The sequence below is a fragment of the Haloarcula amylovorans genome, assembly GCF_004681185.1.
Lineage (GTDB): Archaea > Halobacteriota > Halobacteria > Halobacteriales > Haloarculaceae > Haloarcula > Haloarcula amylovorans.
The window spans coordinates 63,974-78,974 of the sequence record NZ_SRIF01000004.1 but is presented as its reverse complement, the minus strand read 5'-3'; the positions used below and the strand labels follow the sequence as shown (position 1 = coordinate 78,974).

Here is a 15,001-nt window from a genome sequence, read left to right as displayed (position 1 = left end):
TAAAATGCAAACGAAGGCGAAGGCAGTTTCAGGCACTATCGGCGATCACAGGCGTTCAAACGGTCTCAGCGTGCCTGGTGTAGCGACCTCAGTCGTAGTAGCTGAGTCGTTCTGTAACCTCGGCGAAGGCGACGTTCTCTGTGACGGCCTGAATTTCGACAGCGACGCGTTCGCCGACTTCGGTGTCGGGGACGATGACGACGAAGCCGCGTTCGACTCGCGTCACGCCGTCACCTTGGTCGCCGAGATTCTCGATCTCGACGCGCCGGGTTTCACCCTCTTCGACAGGCGGCTCGTTCGGCGGCGACACGTCCGCCTGTCGATCCGTCTGCTGGGGTGAGTCGTCCGTCGGCGCGGGTAGTAAGGCAACGCGATAGGTCTCACCGGCTTCAACGTCGCCGATGCTGACTTCTTCGTCGGGGACCTCGACGACCAGCGAGTCTCCCGAGCGCTCGATTTCAGCGGAGAACAGACATCGAAGTTGTGGGGGAATTTCCATTTACTCAGACACCGTGTTTTGTCGTCTATTGGGGGCGGCCTATTTGAGTCTACTGCCCCAAAGGGGACGCTGTATGCACGGTCGGCCGAGATCGGATCTCGACTCACCCCGTTGCGCGGTCGAAGCCATTTCTTTGCAAGCACCATACCTACCGCGGGGACGTACGTTTCTGTTGTATGCCCGACCTTGGCAACCCCGCCGGCTTCGATCTGGCGACTGTCCTGACCGGTTCCGGAGTGACGCTCTTGCTCTCTGCGGCGATTATGAAGTATGACGACCAGTTCACCTACACCGCGGCGGAACTCTACGGCATGAGCGGGGTGGCGCTCGTCGTCGTCGGTGTCATCTTCGGGCTCGTGCTCGTCCTCCGCGGAGATAGATAAGGTTCCTCGCAGCGACCGGAATCCATCCGCTCTGCGACGGTGGCGTCGCGCTCACCGTAGTCGGTCCGGACGATTAATCGGTCTCAGAGCGCTCGAAACACGCGAATCGTATCCCGGGAGGTGGGCTCGCGTATCAGTTGAGCGAAACCGCGCTCCGAGAAGATTCCCTTCCAGTTGCGGTGATAGAGCGGGAAGTCGTCGTTCACGTAACTGACGTCCGCCTCGGCCCGGCCACGCTGTGGACTGTTGCCTTCGTTTTCGGCCGTCACGAGGAAGTCGTCTGTGATACGGGCGATCTCGTCGAAGACCCACGTGTCGTCGGGATGGATGTGCTGGAGCGTCTCGACGGTGTAGACCACGTCGAATGTATCGTCTTCGACATCCTCGACGAAGTCCTCGATAGCGCCGGTGTGGAAGGTCCCCGTCTCGGCGAGACGCGGGTAGTTCTCGGCCATCACCTCGAAGGAATCGCCGTTGATATCGATCCCGGTGAGATTCTCGTAGCCGTTCCGGAGCAGGTGCGCGAGATGCCGGCCGGAGCCACAGCCGATTTCGAGAATCGACGCCTCGTCTGTGACGTAGTGACCGAGCACGTCGGCGAGCGTCTCGCTCACCTCGTTCGGTCCGATCTCGGCGTAGTACGTGGGCGAGTACTTCCCGGAGCGCTCGGCCCAATCTTCGCGAACGTCGTCGGGGTCCATACCTCGACCGACGGTATCGAGAAGTAAATGTGCCGCGAAGTGGCCGCGTTTCGGCGTGCTGGGGCAAAAAGTGAGAGAGTGGGTCCCGACCGCTACAGTTCGTCCGTTCGCACGGCCGCACGGCGCTCCGGAATCAGGTCGAATTCGGTGGCGATATCGCCCAAGACCAGTAACGCGTAGTAGCGTAGATAGGTGACGACCGGGACCTGAACGAGGGCGGCGACGGCGAGGAGAGCGAGAACGAACAGGACGCCCACCACCGCGAGGACACCGATGCCCAGCGGCGAGAAGAGGAAGAACAGCAAGAACCCGAGGAGACCAAGGAGGCCGAACGGAATCAGAAGTATCAGTGCCGCCACGCCGGTAGCGACGGCGACGAGGATCCCGGTGACGATCGCGAGGACGAAGTTGGCGACGAGGTAGGCGAGGTACTGCCAGGGTTGACTGGTTATCGTCGGCCAGAGCCGTCGCCAGCTGCCCAAGACAGTCCGATCTTCGAGTACCATGACAGGGACGACGAACGTCGTCGTGATGGTATCGACGATGCCGACGACCAGCGCCAACACGACGATGACCGGCAGGAGTAGCAGAAACCCGACGAGTGAGAGACCATTGACGGGAGCCACACCCGGTCCGATATCGAAGAAGGTTGGGAGCACGAACAGCACGAAGAGGACGACGAAACTGCCGAGGACGAGTCCGTTCACGAGGAGGCGAAAGCCGAACAGGCGGACGCCCTGCCGCCACCGCCGGTCCCAGTACGCGCGGATCGTGACCGACTCGTGGCGCAGCGACTCGACGAGTACGAACTCCATGATAGAACCGACCAACAGGAGCGCGAGTCCGACGAGCAGCGCGACTACCACGACGGCGACCACGAGGAGCACGACGTTGGTCCCGACATCTGGAATCGGCGGCGCGCCTCCCGGCCCCTGATCTGCCGGGACGTTGTACTGCGAGAAGTTGAAGTTCGCGGCCGGACCGCCGACGAAAAAGACGATTACGGCGAGTTTGAGCCACCGGGTCCGATCGATGGGGAAGAGAAACGCCCGCGTCGCGTCGAGCGCGTCGTCGATGTCTTCGAGCGCATAGAGTGTCATATGTCTAAATTGTACGCCCACGTACATAAACGTAAACCGGTGGCGTGGTCACTGTAGGTACCGGCGCGTCAGACGAGAGAAGAGCGGTCCAGCGTGCGCGCGTATCTCTGATACGTGGCGGGCGGGGCCTGTAGAAGAGCGCGTTATTTCTGTGTGGCAGTCACAGTACCGATATGGCTCCCCGACAAACGGCCCTCCTCCTCGCCGGGTTGCTCCTACTAAATGGCGTTTCCGTGGCCGCCGGCGAAGTGTACGACGGTCCGCCGACGGTCACCGTTACGAACGAAGATACGACGACGTATCGCGTGACGGCGTTCACCGCCGATTCCCGGCAGTCCGCGCTGTTGACGAACTTCGCGGTCACGACGAAAGACGGCGACCGCCGCCTTGCGCCGCTCTCGCAGATGGTGTGGGCGCTGGAGTTCCGGAACGTCACGCTGGTCGACGACGTTTCCACCCAGCAGTTCACCGTCGAACCGAACGAGACGGTGACGACGACGATCGAGAGCTGGACGCCGGGTGACGTCACAGTCTACGTCGTCGAGGATCTCGGGGACGACGAGTTGCACGTCAAAACGGAGATAGAGACGTGTCCGCAACGACAGCAAGAACACAGTATGACGCTCGAAAGTGGCGGTTCGAGTGGAACGTCGGTCTGTGCGTCGAGCGTAGACTGGCTGCTTCCCTGACTGCTATCGTCGTCTATCGAGAAGTGGTTCCTGCAGTCTCGTCCGTCTCCCGAACCAGTACGGCGATGGCAACGGCGTGGACCGGAGCCACGACGAGGGTGCTCAGGAACCCGCCCGCGACCGGAATCTGGGCTAGCCCCCACGAAGCGATGCCGAAGGCGAGAATGAGCCAGAATATCGTCCACCCCCAGCCCTCGGACGCCCGAGCGCTCGCACGGAGCGATGGCGCGAACCGGCGGTCGGCTGCCAGAAAGCCGGGAACGAGAAACAGGCGGACCGCGACGAGCGAGAGGACGACGATTCCAGCCACGCCGAGTACCAAGCTGTCGAACTCGACGACCGGGTTCTCCAGCACGCGGAAGAGCAACGCGAGCACCGCGAGGACGCCGAGATAGCGAGCGAGCGAACGGAGACGGCGCTCCGTTCCGAGCGCTCTCGTAATCGTCAGCCATCCGGCGACGCCGACCGCCGAGACGACTAGCAGTTCGAGGGCGACTGCCCCCGCGAGAAACGGCGGTCGCAGGTCCACGAGCGCCGCGCCGCGTCTGATCGTTCGAGCGGTTCCGCTCGGGAACAACGAGTACTGGATGCCGACGGTCTGGCCGAATAGATGTGGTCTCGCGGCGGGGATCGGATCCACCCGCCGAATCCAGTCGGCGACGGCTACGAGGAGACCTGCGACGGTGAGGGGGACGAGAAGCATCGGATCGGCGCGGATTCGTCGCACCGCGGTGCGCAGGACCGAGCTTTCGGTGGTCGAACGCGCCTCTCGTGTAGCCGACGCCTCTCCGTCGGCCGCCGTTCGCTCGCCCGTATCGGCCGTCATCTCGCTTCCTCCAGCGCGATTACCCGTCGCCGGTTCGTCGCGTAGAGGACGCCATCGCCGACGACCGGCGCTGAGAGCGGGACCTCTGAGGGCTCGTACTCGAACAGCTGCTCGCCTGATTCCGCATCGACGGCGACCAGCGCGACCTGCGACCGAACCGCGTAGACGACACCGTCGGCGACGACTGGCGACGTCGGCCCGTCGAACGGCGTCGTCCATCGCGGTTCCCCCGTCCGGAGGTCGAGCGCGTGCAGCGACTCCTGTTCGTCGGCGGCGAAAATCGTTCCGTCGGCGACAGCCGGCGCGCTCTCGACGGCGTTCGCGTCGAGGTCACGGCTCCACAGCGTGGACCCGTCAGCCGTATCGAGCAGCTGGACCCCGTTCCGCGTCTGGACGACGACGCCCGCATCGGTCGCCACCGGTGCGAGGACCATCTGTTCGTCGAGTTCGCGCTGCCAGTGCCGTTCGCCCGTCTCGGCGCGGTAGGCGGTCGCCTGCCGCGGCCAGTTGGTGACGAAGACGAGCCCGTCTCTTACGGCAGGTCTGTTGAACTCCGCGCTCGCTGCGTCGTCCTCGTGATGAGTATTTCGCCAGCGGACACCGCCGTCGTCCGGATCGAGCGCGGCGACGGCGTTCGCCCCCGGAATCGCGGTGTAGATCGTCCCGTCAGCGGTGACCGGCGTCGCCGAATCCGCCGGGCCGAAAAAGCTCGGTCTCGGAGACTGCGAACCGCCCCATCGCTCGACGCCGAACCGCTCGCCCAGGAGCGGAATGCGGAGACCACCGCTGGCATTCAGGCCGAAGACACCCGACGACGCGGTCACCGCGAGCGTATCTGTCTCGTAGACCGAACTCCGAACGCGTGCCGGGGCCGACCCGTAGGGACCGGGGTGGCCGAACTGTCGTTCGCCCGTCTCGCTGTCGAGCGCGAGCAGTCCGTTCCCGGCGATGTGAAGCGTCTCTCCCCGACGAATTGGCGGAGCCGTCCCGAGAAACCACTCGGGTGCGTCGTGGGTCCACGCTATTTCGACGTCGGCTTTCGGCCCCGACGCGGTGGGGTGGTGGCCGGTCCCGGCCGGGTCGTATCGGGCCATCGGCCACTCGTCCACCGAGGGGTCGACTGAACCGCCGCCACCGGTGGCGACTCGACTACCGAACGACCCGGCGAACGCGAGTGCCGAGGCCTGGAGGAACTGCCGTCTGGAGGGGACCATACCCCTCCTATCGCGCACAACGGCACTAATTCTTGACGGTGCGCCCCAAGAAGGGGTCTGCACTCTCAGAACGGCAGAAACGTCTGAAGTCGGTCGGCGAGGGTCGTCTCGGCCTCGTCGAGCCAGCGCATCTCGAACGTCTGGTCCCGGCCGGCGCTAAGGAACGGGCCGGCCTCTCCGTGTGCCTCGTATTCCTCCTGATACGCCTCGACTGCGTACACGACGTTGGTCCGCGCCGCCTCCTCGAACGGCCCGACGCCGCGACAGTCGGTTTTGGGGTCGGTCGCGAGCCACTTCTCCTCCCCGTTCGACTCGCCGGGCAGGAGATCACCCGGTCGCCGCGTCACGTCGGCGCGTTCGAAGACCACACTCGGGTCCATGTGTCGGGATAGCGTGCCACGATAGTAAGACCTGTCGTCCATGTTATCCATGTATGGATCAGCGTCGACCATCATGATGTCTGAGTAACAGCTATAGCCACACCCCCTGTACACCCTACATAGACAATGACATGTGCTAACTGTAAGCGAGATATTGCCGCTCGACGGTACCACGTCCACCTCTCCTCGGGCGAGGCTATGGAGATAATGCTCTGTGAGGGGTGCCGGCACAAGTTCGTCACGGCAGAGTGGGTAACAACCGTCGTCTAACAGCGACCGTGAAGTGACAGACCCGACAGCATCTCGGACAGTCAATTATGCTGTCTCGAAGCGTCCAATCACGGAAGATGCAGTGTGGGACCTCGCACCCGTGGGAGACCGAATCATCGGGGTGACCAAAGGCGGCACACTGGCGTTTCTCTCGTGAGTAGCGGTCGGTACTAGCGGAAAGAAATCTCGCCGAATCGTGGGCGGGATTTTGTTTGCGTCGGTCTCAGGCTCGCTGTGCGGTCTCCTCGAAGGGTTGAACGACGACGAAGCCGCTCGTTCCGTCGAACGCCATCTGATACGTCTCACCGGAGGACTGTCCGATGGCGTTTGCGAGACTGCGGTCGGTGTTGATGCTCGGCGAGAGGTCGCTGGACCACGCGACGGTCGCGTCGGGGTCCGTCTTCACCGGCGGTTCGAGCACCAGCGGGTCGCCGTGGGTCGTGATAGCGACCATCCCTGGCCCGGAGAGGAAGACGTTCGTCAGGCCGGCGGCCGACGCACCGCTGAGCGAGCCGATCGTCCCGATCTTGTAGTCGACGCTGTCCTCGAAGGCCAGCACGTCGTTGCCGTTGACCGTAATCGACTCGTCTTCGTCCAGCGAGAGGGGCTGAATCTTCTTCCCCTGGTCGGCGACGTAGACGTTACCCGTTCCCTTTACCTCCATGACTGGCGTGCCCTCGCTGGACATCTGTCCCTTGATGAAACCGGTCAGACCGCCCTCAGCGGAGGACTTCCCCGTAAAGGAGAGGTCGCCGTCGTAGGCGATCATCGACCCGGCCTTCGTGAGGACCGTTCCGTCCACGTCGATGTCCAGTAGTTTCTTGTTCTCCAGTTCGAACGTGTCTTGACTCTCCTCGGGCGCGTTTTCGCTGACGAAGTTTTCGAGTTCCATGTGACAATTCAGGGCGTTTCGAAACCCGGTCGGCGCTTCGGAGAGCGGGGTCAAAAACCTTCAGGCAAACGAGTGTCGGACAGCAACCGTCACAAGCCGATCAAAATCGAACTGCGATATGCGGCGAGTGAAAGCGTACTGACGAGAGTCGCAAAACGAAGCCGAACTCTATCGGCCCCCGCAGTAAAACCGCTCGAACGTGATAGGGGAACTATGGACACTCGATCGGCCGTCTCGCAAGCGAAGGCGGTCAAGGATGTCTTCAGCGAGAAGAACGTGACCTTTCTCGCGGGCAGTATCGCCTACAGCGCGTTCGTCTCGCTCGTACCGCTGCTCATGTTCTTCTTCCTCGCGGTTTCCGTCTTCGGCGCACCCGAACTGCAACAGCGGATTGTCGAGGTCACGACCGACAGCGTCTCCCCGTCGGTCGGCGGCGTCATCGAGGTGATGATCGACCAACAGAGCAGCGCTGGAACCGGTTCGACGGTCACTGCGTCGATCATCGGGGTGCTCACGCTCGTCTGGGGTGCGATCAAGGTGTTCCGCGGGCTCGACACCGCGTTCTCTGAGATCTACGAGACGACCGCCCGGGAGTCGTTCGTCGGCCAACTGAAGAAGAGCCTCCTGATGCTGCTCACCCTCACGCTCGGCATCGTCGCGATGGTCGGTGCTACAAGTGTCGTCGCCTTCTTCGCGTTCGTCCCGTTCATCGGGCTCCTGGTGCCGTTGATACTCGTCTTCGGTCTCTGTGTCGCTTTCTTCCCGATGTACTACCTGTTCCCGGACATCGACGTCGAGCCACGGGACGTCCTTCCGGGGACAATCGTCGGGGCCGTCGGATGGGTGATCTTGCAGGTGCTGTTTCAGGTGTACGTCTCCCTGAGTGGGAGCGACGGTAATCTCATCGCGAGCATCCTCTTGCTCGTTACGTGGCTGTACTTCAGCGGTGTCGTCCTGCTACTCGGCGCTGTCGTCAACGCGATCGATGCCGGTCGCACGGACGTGCCCGGCAAGCCGAAAGCGAGTGGTGAGAACTGAACAGTAACGGTAGTAGTTCTGGCATGATCACCGAACGCTCCGTTCATATCACGTTTCACGCTCGGCGGTCCCAGTAACAACGCCAAGGCCACAGAATTTATCCGCTCAGCGGCCGGGCTTCCACGGGATGCCCTCCGACGAAGATCGCAGTTTCACCGAGAAAGCTTCGGATTTCCTCGATAGCATCGGTCTCGAAGACCTCACCGAGGACTACCGGGAGGAAAACGGCACGGGTGACGACCGGCTCGCCGAGCAGTTCGACCCGCTCCCCAGCGCCCTCGCGGAAGTGCCGGAGGTCCACGAGGTCAATAAAGTCAACACGCATCGCGACGGCGAGGACATCCTCGTTCCCGTCGTCCCCGTCGTCTTCGAGGATGCGGGCGAACCCGAGATGGACGTCGTCTGGGAAATCGTCGGGTCGGTCCTCGACGCCGTCCACCCCGTGTTCTCGGCGTTCCACGTCCGTCATTACGACATCCAGTTCGCGTACGCCGACGAAGACGAGGCGGAAGTCATCTACCGCCGTATCACCCTCTCGGCGTCGCTGGCCGAGAGCTACATCTCAGACCCGGGGTACGCGAGTTCGGACCTTCGAGACGACGTGAAAGCGGGTGACGACGGCGACGACGGCGTCCCGCCGGTCTACTGGCAGCAGTTCGACGCCGCGTCGATGGCCGCCTCCGGCTCCTACGCCGGCGGTGGCGGAGCCGCCGTCGCCGCGGCGTGTGCCGGGGCGAGTGCTGGAGCGGCAGCCTCCTGTGCCGGCGGCGCGGCCGGTGGGGCGGGCGGAACCGGTTGTTGAGCGCGTCTCCTCTTCACCGCCCCAGTGACGGTAGCAACTCGCGTAGGCCGGTATCGGCTTGTTACTGCAGGCCGATAGTTGATTCTGATAGGGGTCACACGAGCACCCACTGATGGACCGAGCGATTCTGACGCAGGATTGCCAGAGGGACGCCTTCTCCATCGCGCTGGAGAAACTCGAACAGAACGTCCTCGAACTCAAAGGTAAGCGTTCGGAGACCGAGGAACGCGAAGCAGTATTACGGAAGCTACACGACCGCTAACCGAGCCGACGCACGCGAGCGGGACAGAAGCGGGACCGACCTGAGACACAGACGGAACCCAACCAATGGCTACGACATCACCGGCCGAGACGACGGGCGAGCGCGTCGTCGTCCTCAATCCCGTGAGCGGGACCGGCGAGCACCCCGAGACGGTGTACGAACACGCGAAATCCCACGGCTACACGGTCTTGGAGACGGAGGCGGAAGGCGACGCCATCGAACTGACGCGAGACGCGATTGACGACGGTGCAACGAGGATCGCGGCCGCGGGCGGCGACGGCACACTGAACGGTGTCGTGAAGGGTGTCGTGGAGGCAGACGCGCTGGATACCGTCACCGTCGGTGTCATCCCGTGTGGCACCGGAAACGACTTCGCTGGAAACGTCGGCATTACGGGCATCGAACAGGGGTTCGAGGTCCTCGAAGCGGGCGAGCGCCGACAGATAGACCTCGGCTTCGCTGACGGCGAGCCGTTCGTCAACTCCTGTGTCGGCGGGCTGACCGCGGAGTCCAGCGCAGAGACGAGTCCGACCCTGAAAGACCAGTTCGGGACGTTCGCCTACGTCATCAAGACGCTCCGGGTGCTCCCCTCCTTCGACGGGATTCGACTCACTGTGCGACTCTCGGACGTGGACGCCGAGTCGCCCGTCTGGTCGGGGAGCGCCCTCGCTGTCCTCATTGGAAACGGTCGGCGGTTTCCGCCGAGCGGGAGCACCCAGGCGAACATGGAGGACGGGCGCTTCGACGTGACGCTCGTCCACGGCACTGGGTCGCTCGACCTGATGGAGACGGCCGCCGTCGAGCGGTTGATTGGTCGCGAGAGCGACCAGACCTCACGGTACACCGTCTCCTCGCTCGAAATCGAGGTACAGGAGGACGACCCCGTGTCGTTCAGTCTCGACGGCGAGATTATCGAACGCCACGAACTGTCGTTGCATACCGAGCAGCGAGCGCTCACCGTCGCGGTCGGCGAGCGCTACGAACCGATACCCGGTGACGAGGAGTGAATGATGTACAAACTTGATCTACACACGCACACGCGATTCTTCCACTGGAACAAGGGCGAACCGACGCGCTTCGACCCAGTCGGCGCGTCGCTACTCGGCGACGCCGCTCGGCGACGAGACCTAGACGGTGTTGCCCTGACCAACCACGACTACTATCGGCCCTACGACCACGATTCGCCGTTGTCTACTATCCCCGGCATCGAAATCTCGACGACGCGAGGCCACGTCCTCGTCGTCGGCCCTGACCCGCCGACGGACACGGAGCCGGGGAGACTGACTCCGGAGAAAGTGGTCGAGATGGCCCACGAACGAGAGTGTGCAGCGATTATGGCCCATCCCTACCGGAACAGTACCGTGGCCGACGGAGACGCCGAACTCGACGCAGTGGAGATAAACGGCAAACATCCACAGCGGCAGGCCAGAGTCAGGAAACTGGCCGAGAGCCTCGACCTACCGCTGGTCGGCGGGAGCGACGCCCACTACCCCTTCGAGGTGGGACGGGCACACACGATGGTCGACGCCGAGGAGTCGACGCCCGAAGCCATCGTCGGGGCGATTCGTGACGGGCGCGTGGGGCCGCGCGTGGACGACCGTCTCTCGAATCGCGTGCTCCACGAAATCTACCAGCGAGTACACGAGTACAAGGGCCACGTATAGCGGCCGGAAAAGCCACGAAGAGCCGATATGCCGGTCGGGCTAGAACGACGGGAGGACTTCCTCCTCGTAGAGATCGAAGAGTGCCTGCTGGTCGTCGCCGACTTGATGGATGTAGACGTGGTCGTAGCCTGCGTCTATCGCCTGCTGGATGCTGTCGATGTGCGGTTGGGCGTCCGGCCCACAGAGCATGGAACCTTCGGCGATGTCTTCCTCCGAGACCATCTCCGTGGCTTGTTCGAAGTGCGTCGGCGTCGGGAGAATCGTGCTCATCTCGCCGGCGAGACCCGAGTTGGGCCACTGTTCGTGGGCGGTCGAAACGGCCTCGTCCTCGCTGTCGGCGACGCAGGCCGTGAGCTGGCAGAATCGCGGCCCCTCACCGCCGTTCTCCTCCCACGTCTCGACGGTGTCCTGTGGGCCGACCGCCCAAAAGCCGTCGCCGACCGCTGCGGCTGCCTGCGCGGCGCGTTCGCCGTACGCTGAGACGCAAATCGGCGGCGTCTCCTCGGGAAGGGTAAACAGTTGCGCGTTCTCGACGGTGTAGTGCTCACCGCGGTGGCTGACCTCCTCGCCCGTCCAAAGCGAGCGGATCACGTCGATGGCTTCCTCTAACATTTCCATTCGGACCGCGTGTTCGGGCCAGTGGTCGCCGTAGATGTGTTCGTTCAAGCTCTCGCCGGTCCCGACCCCGGCGTAGAACTCGCGACCCTCGAACATCGTCGCCGCCGTCGCGCTCGCCTGTGCGTAGAGGGCCGGATGGATGCGCATGATGGGCGCGGAGACGCCGATACCGACGTCGATGTCCGTCGTCGCCTCGGCGACGCCGCCGAGGGTGGACCAGACGAACGGCGCGTGGCCCTGTTCGGCGACCCACGGGTGGTAGTGGTCGGAGATAGAGAGGAAGTCGAAGCCGACCTCCTCCGCGTTCCGCGCGTGGTCGACGAGGTCGTTCGGTCCGTGCTCTTCGCTCGATAGGGTGTAGCCGATTTCTGTCATGGGCAACGCTCTGTCGAGTGAATCATCGGCCGCCCCCGGGAAGCTGGTCCTTGCGAGAGAAAGGGGGCAAGCGGACGCGGTTCCGGGCAGGAACCGTCTCGCCGGGAATCAGAGGTACGCCGAGTCCCAATCGTCCGGTCGGTGGGTGTTGCCACACTCGTTGCACTTCAGACGGTCGAGGCCGTCACCGGTCACGTCGGTGCTGCCACACTGCGAACAGAAGTATCCCGCCCGATGTTCGGAATCGGCGTCGTCGTAAACGGGGTAGAACGGCGACCGAGTCCCCGAGAGTTCGGAGTCACTGTCGACCGACCGCTGCTGTCCGTCGAGGCTGACTTCGTCCGGAATCTCGACCTCCGGGTCGTCGGCCTCCTCGTCCGCTTTTTCTTCCTGTACCTGTTCGTCTTCCTGTTTCGTGTACACCTGCATAGTGAACTCCATGGACCCGATTTCGACGGTTTCGGTATCGGTCTGGTACAGGTCGAATCGCTGGAGGAACTGATTCCCTTCCCGAGCGCTTTCGAGCAGTCGAGCCGTGAGTTGGGTCGAGTCGCCGTCGAGTTCGTCCTGTAAGCCCTCGACGAGCGAATGACCGATACCGCGTCCGCGAGCCTCGGGATGGACGTGCAGCCAGCGAAGCGAGCCCTCGTCGTCGAGTTCGGCGAACCCGACCGGAGAGGTTTCTACCAGCTCGTCGTCCACTCCCTCGGCGACGAGCAGTCGGTCCTCGCCCGTAGCGATTCGTTCTGAGAGGTTCTCCGGGGAGAAATCCGCCTCCAGTATCGTCTCTATCTCCTGGGGGCTCATCGAGTACGAGGCCCGGAACGAGCGTCGAGCGGTCTCCTGAATACCCTCTCGGTCGTCGTCTGTCGCGGAACGGACGTTCATGTACCTATCTCCGTCCCCGATGGAGAAAGTGGTCACCCTTGCACACGAAACAGATACCGTCTCTTCAAGCGAAGAGTGACGTGGTCGACTGTGTCTGGCCGGGCGCTGATGGGAGAGAGCGGCTGCGCTTGCAGATGCAGGGCCAGGTAACTTCCGGCCCGCAGGCGAGTGTTTAGCCACGATGTCTAAGAAAACGTCACAGATCTCGGAAGTGCTACGGCCCGTCGCGTCGGTTGTCGAGGACGAACTACAGTCCCGAGGCGAATCGAGCCCGGATACCGAGGAGATAAAGGCCGCCGTCAAGGAGGGTGTCACCGAGGCCCTCGAAGAGCACAACGGGAAGGACCTTGACCAGTCTCAGTCCGAAGAGACAGAGAGTTCGTCCTCTGGACGGTCCGGGAAGAAGTTGCTCACCCTTGTCGCCGCCGTCGCCTCGACGGCGTATCTGGCGAACCGGCGACGAAAGAATAAACAGGACGATACGGAGAGCCCGTCGATAGACGACGACCTGTCGAGCGACGACGACACATCGAGTTCGACTGCCGAGAACGAGACTGAGCAGTCCGAGGACGACGAAGCCGACACTGAGACCGAATCTGCGACCGAGGAAGACGAGTCCGACGACGAGTCCTGAAGCCACCCGGCACGTGGCAGAGCGACGCTTCCGTCTGCGCACCGTATGCGAGTCGACGTTCGCAAAAGCGCTTGCGTTTCGGTGCTACCGTTTTCTCAACGAGCGGCCACGACGCGAACCGTCCGTGGTCGAGGGTCGCTGCCTGTCCTCACAAATACGCTCGTTGCGTGTCGTGAACGGCGCGTTCGAATGAGACACCGCCGTCAAGACGCGTCCGGACGTGGTCGAGCTGCCATCGCGCGGGAGTCCGATGGGACTGAAAATATATCAGGGATGGTCTCGCGAACTCGGGCCACATCCTCGGTTCTGAACGACCGAACGCGAGATGTGAGAGCGGTATAGAGAGAGAACCTGCATTTACAAGCCCCAATCGTAGTTGGGACGCACGAGTCTATTCTGACAATGGTAGACGTTATGGGACACATCGCTTTCGGGTTATTGTTCGCCGTCCCCGCGTGGTTCGTCTGGGACGGTCGAGTCAGCATCGCGTTCATTGCACTCACGACGACGACCGCGATGCTCCCCGACGTAGACTTGGTGTTGTCGAGCGTCTTTCCGCAGACGTTCAGTCACCACGGCGTCACCCATACCCTCTTGTTCGTGGTTGCCGTCAGCATCGTCGCTGGCGCAATCGTCACGCCGATCTTGCGGAAGCGAGTCGATAGTTTGACCAGAGGAGATCGCTTCGATAGCACGAGTCTGTTCCTGTTCGTGACCGGCGCGTTCACGCTCGGTGGAGCGAGCCACCTGTTCGCGGATATGCTCTCGGCCCCCGACATCGCCCCACCCGTCAATCCGTTCTGGCCGTTCTTCGCCAAGCCGTGGTCGGTCGACGTCCTGTGGTACAACTCTATTTGGGCGAACTCCGTGTTACTGGCGACAGCGCTCGTGCTCCATCTCGGCATCTGGTACGTCTTCGACCCGTTCGACCACCGCTACCGGATCGAGACGGAGAAAACTGCCGAACGACCATAGTACGCTAGCAGAAAACGAACTGGTTCCAGCGGACGGCGGCTATCTGCGGTTAGTCTTCGCGGACCTTCGAGAGCGCTTCTTTCGGCGCGTCACAGCTCGGACACGAGTCGGGGAGGCCGTCTTCGAGTTCACCCATCTCGCCACATTCCTCACAGCGCCACATGATGTAGCCCTCGCCGAACTCCTTGCCCGGTTGTTCCTCTTCGGCCTCGAACGTATCGTCCTGTGTCGTCACGCTTTCGGACGTGTCGACGGTGAATCCCGATTCGGTCGTCTCGGTGACGACGCCGATGATGGTGCCGTCCTCGTTGTAGACAGTGTCGTTCGATTCGACTGTCACCGATTCGGTGGTCGCACCTTGGTCACTCGTCATAGTCTGTCTTCGAGGGCGACCATCCATAGTCTGGTGCTTGGAAATGCGCGGTGAGAGACAGTCACACGAAGTGAAACTGGTGGGGCTAGCGAGCGCCATCGAACGATTGTCGGCGGCCACTGCTATCCCGTTACCGCTCTCCGCGGCGGTCGTCGTCGCGGCTCGCCGACAGCTTCTCTGTCCGTCCGTCGTCGTCGGGGATGACACGCTGTCTGGCCGCGTCGTCCCACTCCTCGAAGTAGCCGTAGTCGGTCATCGTCGCCATCCCGGCAATCGCGGCACGGAGGCTGATGCCGACGAGCGGGACGTCCGCGACGGTGACGATGACGTCCGCTTGCAAGATGACGCCGTCTCGGAGGATGACGTCGAGCAAGTCGACGACGGCGTCACCGTCACGTGTCGGTTCCATAGGTCACTC

The 15,001-nt window shown here is 62.8% G+C and carries 21 protein-coding genes; 10 read left to right on the top strand and 11 right to left on the bottom strand.

The window, feature by feature from the left end; all coding sequences use genetic code 11:
* Window positions 1-88: 88 nt before the first annotated feature.
* The gene (locus E4S61_RS16350; RefSeq protein ID WP_135305037.1) at window positions 89-499 is read right to left on the bottom strand and encodes a TRAM domain-containing protein; all 411 of its coding nucleotides are present in this window, start codon (window positions 497-499) and stop codon (window positions 89-91) included.
* A 176-nt stretch (window positions 500-675) separates the two neighbouring features.
* Here E4S61_RS16350 and E4S61_RS16345 point away from each other — a divergent pair, with 176 nt between their 5' ends.
* Entirely contained in the window at window positions 676-882 is a 207-nt protein-coding gene (locus E4S61_RS16345) for a hypothetical protein (protein ID WP_135305036.1), read from the top strand.
* An 83-nt stretch (window positions 883-965) separates the two neighbouring features.
* Here E4S61_RS16345 and E4S61_RS16340 read toward each other — a convergent pair whose 3' ends face one another.
* Together E4S61_RS16340 and E4S61_RS16335 are read right to left on the bottom strand one after the other, a co-directional pair.
* Window positions 966-1,583: a class I SAM-dependent methyltransferase gene (locus E4S61_RS16340; RefSeq protein ID WP_135305035.1), complete on the bottom strand. Its 618-nt coding sequence runs from the start codon at window positions 1,581-1,583 to the stop codon at window positions 966-968.
* A gap of 92 nt (window positions 1,584-1,675) precedes the next feature.
* Window positions 1,676-2,683, bottom strand: coding sequence for a DUF7544 domain-containing protein (locus E4S61_RS16335; protein ID WP_135305034.1), 1,008 nt, complete (start codon window positions 2,681-2,683; stop codon window positions 1,676-1,678).
* A 173-nt stretch (window positions 2,684-2,856) separates the two neighbouring features.
* Here E4S61_RS16335 and E4S61_RS16330 point away from each other — a divergent pair, with 173 nt between their 5' ends.
* On the top strand, window positions 2,857-3,372 hold the full coding sequence (locus E4S61_RS16330) for a hypothetical protein (RefSeq protein ID WP_135305033.1): 516 nt from the start codon (window positions 2,857-2,859) through the stop codon (window positions 3,370-3,372).
* Between the two features lie 13 nt (window positions 3,373-3,385).
* Here E4S61_RS16330 and E4S61_RS16325 read toward each other — a convergent pair whose 3' ends face one another.
* The 3 genes from E4S61_RS16325 to E4S61_RS16315 form a co-directional block, all read right to left on the bottom strand.
* Window positions 3,386-4,198 (bottom strand): hypothetical protein, encoded by an 813-nt coding sequence (locus E4S61_RS16325; RefSeq protein ID WP_135305032.1) that lies wholly within the window; start codon window positions 4,196-4,198, stop codon window positions 3,386-3,388.
* Window positions 4,195-5,292: a PQQ-binding-like beta-propeller repeat protein gene (locus E4S61_RS16320; protein WP_394346458.1), complete on the bottom strand. Its 1,098-nt coding sequence runs from the start codon at window positions 5,290-5,292 to the stop codon at window positions 4,195-4,197. The genes E4S61_RS16325 and E4S61_RS16320 overlap by 4 nt, the downstream gene beginning before the upstream one ends.
* A 185-nt stretch (window positions 5,293-5,477) precedes the next feature.
* Window positions 5,478-5,792: a hypothetical protein gene (locus E4S61_RS16315; RefSeq protein ID WP_135305030.1), complete on the bottom strand. Its 315-nt coding sequence runs from the start codon at window positions 5,790-5,792 to the stop codon at window positions 5,478-5,480.
* A 126-nt stretch (window positions 5,793-5,918) separates the two neighbouring features.
* Here E4S61_RS16315 and E4S61_RS25510 point away from each other — a divergent pair, with 126 nt between their 5' ends.
* Window positions 5,919-6,062, top strand: coding sequence for a hypothetical protein (locus E4S61_RS25510; RefSeq protein WP_167768543.1), 144 nt, complete (start codon window positions 5,919-5,921; stop codon window positions 6,060-6,062).
* Between the two features lie 223 nt (window positions 6,063-6,285).
* Here the strand turns inward: E4S61_RS25510 and E4S61_RS16310 are convergent, their stop codons facing one another.
* Window positions 6,286-6,954 (bottom strand): AIM24 family protein, encoded by a 669-nt coding sequence (locus E4S61_RS16310; protein ID WP_135305029.1) that lies wholly within the window; start codon window positions 6,952-6,954, stop codon window positions 6,286-6,288.
* 213 nt (window positions 6,955-7,167) lie between these two features.
* Between E4S61_RS16310 and E4S61_RS16305 the strand changes: the two genes are divergently transcribed.
* The 5 genes from E4S61_RS16305 (at window position 7,168) to E4S61_RS16290 (ending at window position 10,720) form a co-directional block, all read left to right on the top strand.
* Window positions 7,168-7,992 (top strand): YihY/virulence factor BrkB family protein, encoded by an 825-nt coding sequence (locus E4S61_RS16305; RefSeq protein ID WP_135305028.1) that lies wholly within the window; start codon window positions 7,168-7,170, stop codon window positions 7,990-7,992.
* Between the two features lie 127 nt (window positions 7,993-8,119).
* Window positions 8,120-8,794 carry a hypothetical protein gene (locus tag E4S61_RS16300; RefSeq protein ID WP_135305027.1) on the top strand — a complete coding sequence of 225 codons (675 nt, stop codon included), beginning with the start codon at window positions 8,120-8,122 and terminating at the stop codon, window positions 8,792-8,794.
* 112 nt (window positions 8,795-8,906) lie between these two features.
* Entirely contained in the window at window positions 8,907-9,056 is a 150-nt protein-coding gene (locus E4S61_RS25505) for a hypothetical protein (protein WP_167768542.1), read from the top strand.
* Window positions 9,057-9,121: 65 nt separating this feature from the next.
* Window positions 9,122-10,063, top strand: coding sequence for a diacylglycerol/lipid kinase family protein (locus E4S61_RS16295; RefSeq protein ID WP_135305026.1), 942 nt, complete (start codon window positions 9,122-9,124; stop codon window positions 10,061-10,063).
* 3 nt (window positions 10,064-10,066) lie between these two features.
* Complete coding sequence (locus E4S61_RS16290; RefSeq protein ID WP_135305207.1) at window positions 10,067-10,720, top strand: PHP domain-containing protein; 654 nt, start codon at window positions 10,067-10,069, stop codon at window positions 10,718-10,720.
* Window positions 10,721-10,759: 39 nt separating this feature from the next.
* On the opposite strand, the gene E4S61_RS16285 is transcribed toward E4S61_RS16290, so the two are convergent.
* Window positions 10,760-11,713: a TIGR03557 family F420-dependent LLM class oxidoreductase gene (locus E4S61_RS16285; protein WP_135305025.1), complete on the bottom strand. Its 954-nt coding sequence runs from the start codon at window positions 11,711-11,713 to the stop codon at window positions 10,760-10,762.
* Between the two features lie 108 nt (window positions 11,714-11,821).
* The gene (locus tag E4S61_RS16280) at window positions 11,822-12,601 is read right to left on the bottom strand and encodes a GNAT family N-acetyltransferase (protein WP_135305024.1); all 780 of its coding nucleotides are present in this window, start codon (window positions 12,599-12,601) and stop codon (window positions 11,822-11,824) included.
* A 181-nt stretch (window positions 12,602-12,782) separates the two neighbouring features.
* Between E4S61_RS16280 and E4S61_RS16275 the strand changes: the two genes are divergently transcribed.
* Window positions 12,783-13,235, top strand: coding sequence for a hypothetical protein (locus E4S61_RS16275; RefSeq protein ID WP_135305023.1), 453 nt, complete (start codon window positions 12,783-12,785; stop codon window positions 13,233-13,235).
* A gap of 414 nt (window positions 13,236-13,649) precedes the next feature.
* The gene (locus E4S61_RS16270) at window positions 13,650-14,210 is read left to right on the top strand and encodes a metal-dependent hydrolase (protein ID WP_245180787.1); all 561 of its coding nucleotides are present in this window, start codon (window positions 13,650-13,652) and stop codon (window positions 14,208-14,210) included.
* Between the two features lie 49 nt (window positions 14,211-14,259).
* Here E4S61_RS16270 and E4S61_RS16265 read toward each other — a convergent pair whose 3' ends face one another.
* On the bottom strand, window positions 14,260-14,583 hold the full coding sequence (locus tag E4S61_RS16265; RefSeq protein ID WP_135305021.1) for a DUF7130 family rubredoxin-like protein: 324 nt from the start codon (window positions 14,581-14,583) through the stop codon (window positions 14,260-14,262).
* Window positions 14,584-14,713: 130 nt separating this feature from the next.
* Window positions 14,714-14,992, bottom strand: coding sequence for a gas vesicle protein GvpM (gene gvpM / locus E4S61_RS16260; protein ID WP_135305020.1), 279 nt, complete (start codon window positions 14,990-14,992; stop codon window positions 14,714-14,716).
* Between the last annotated feature and the right edge of the window lie 9 nt (window positions 14,993-15,001).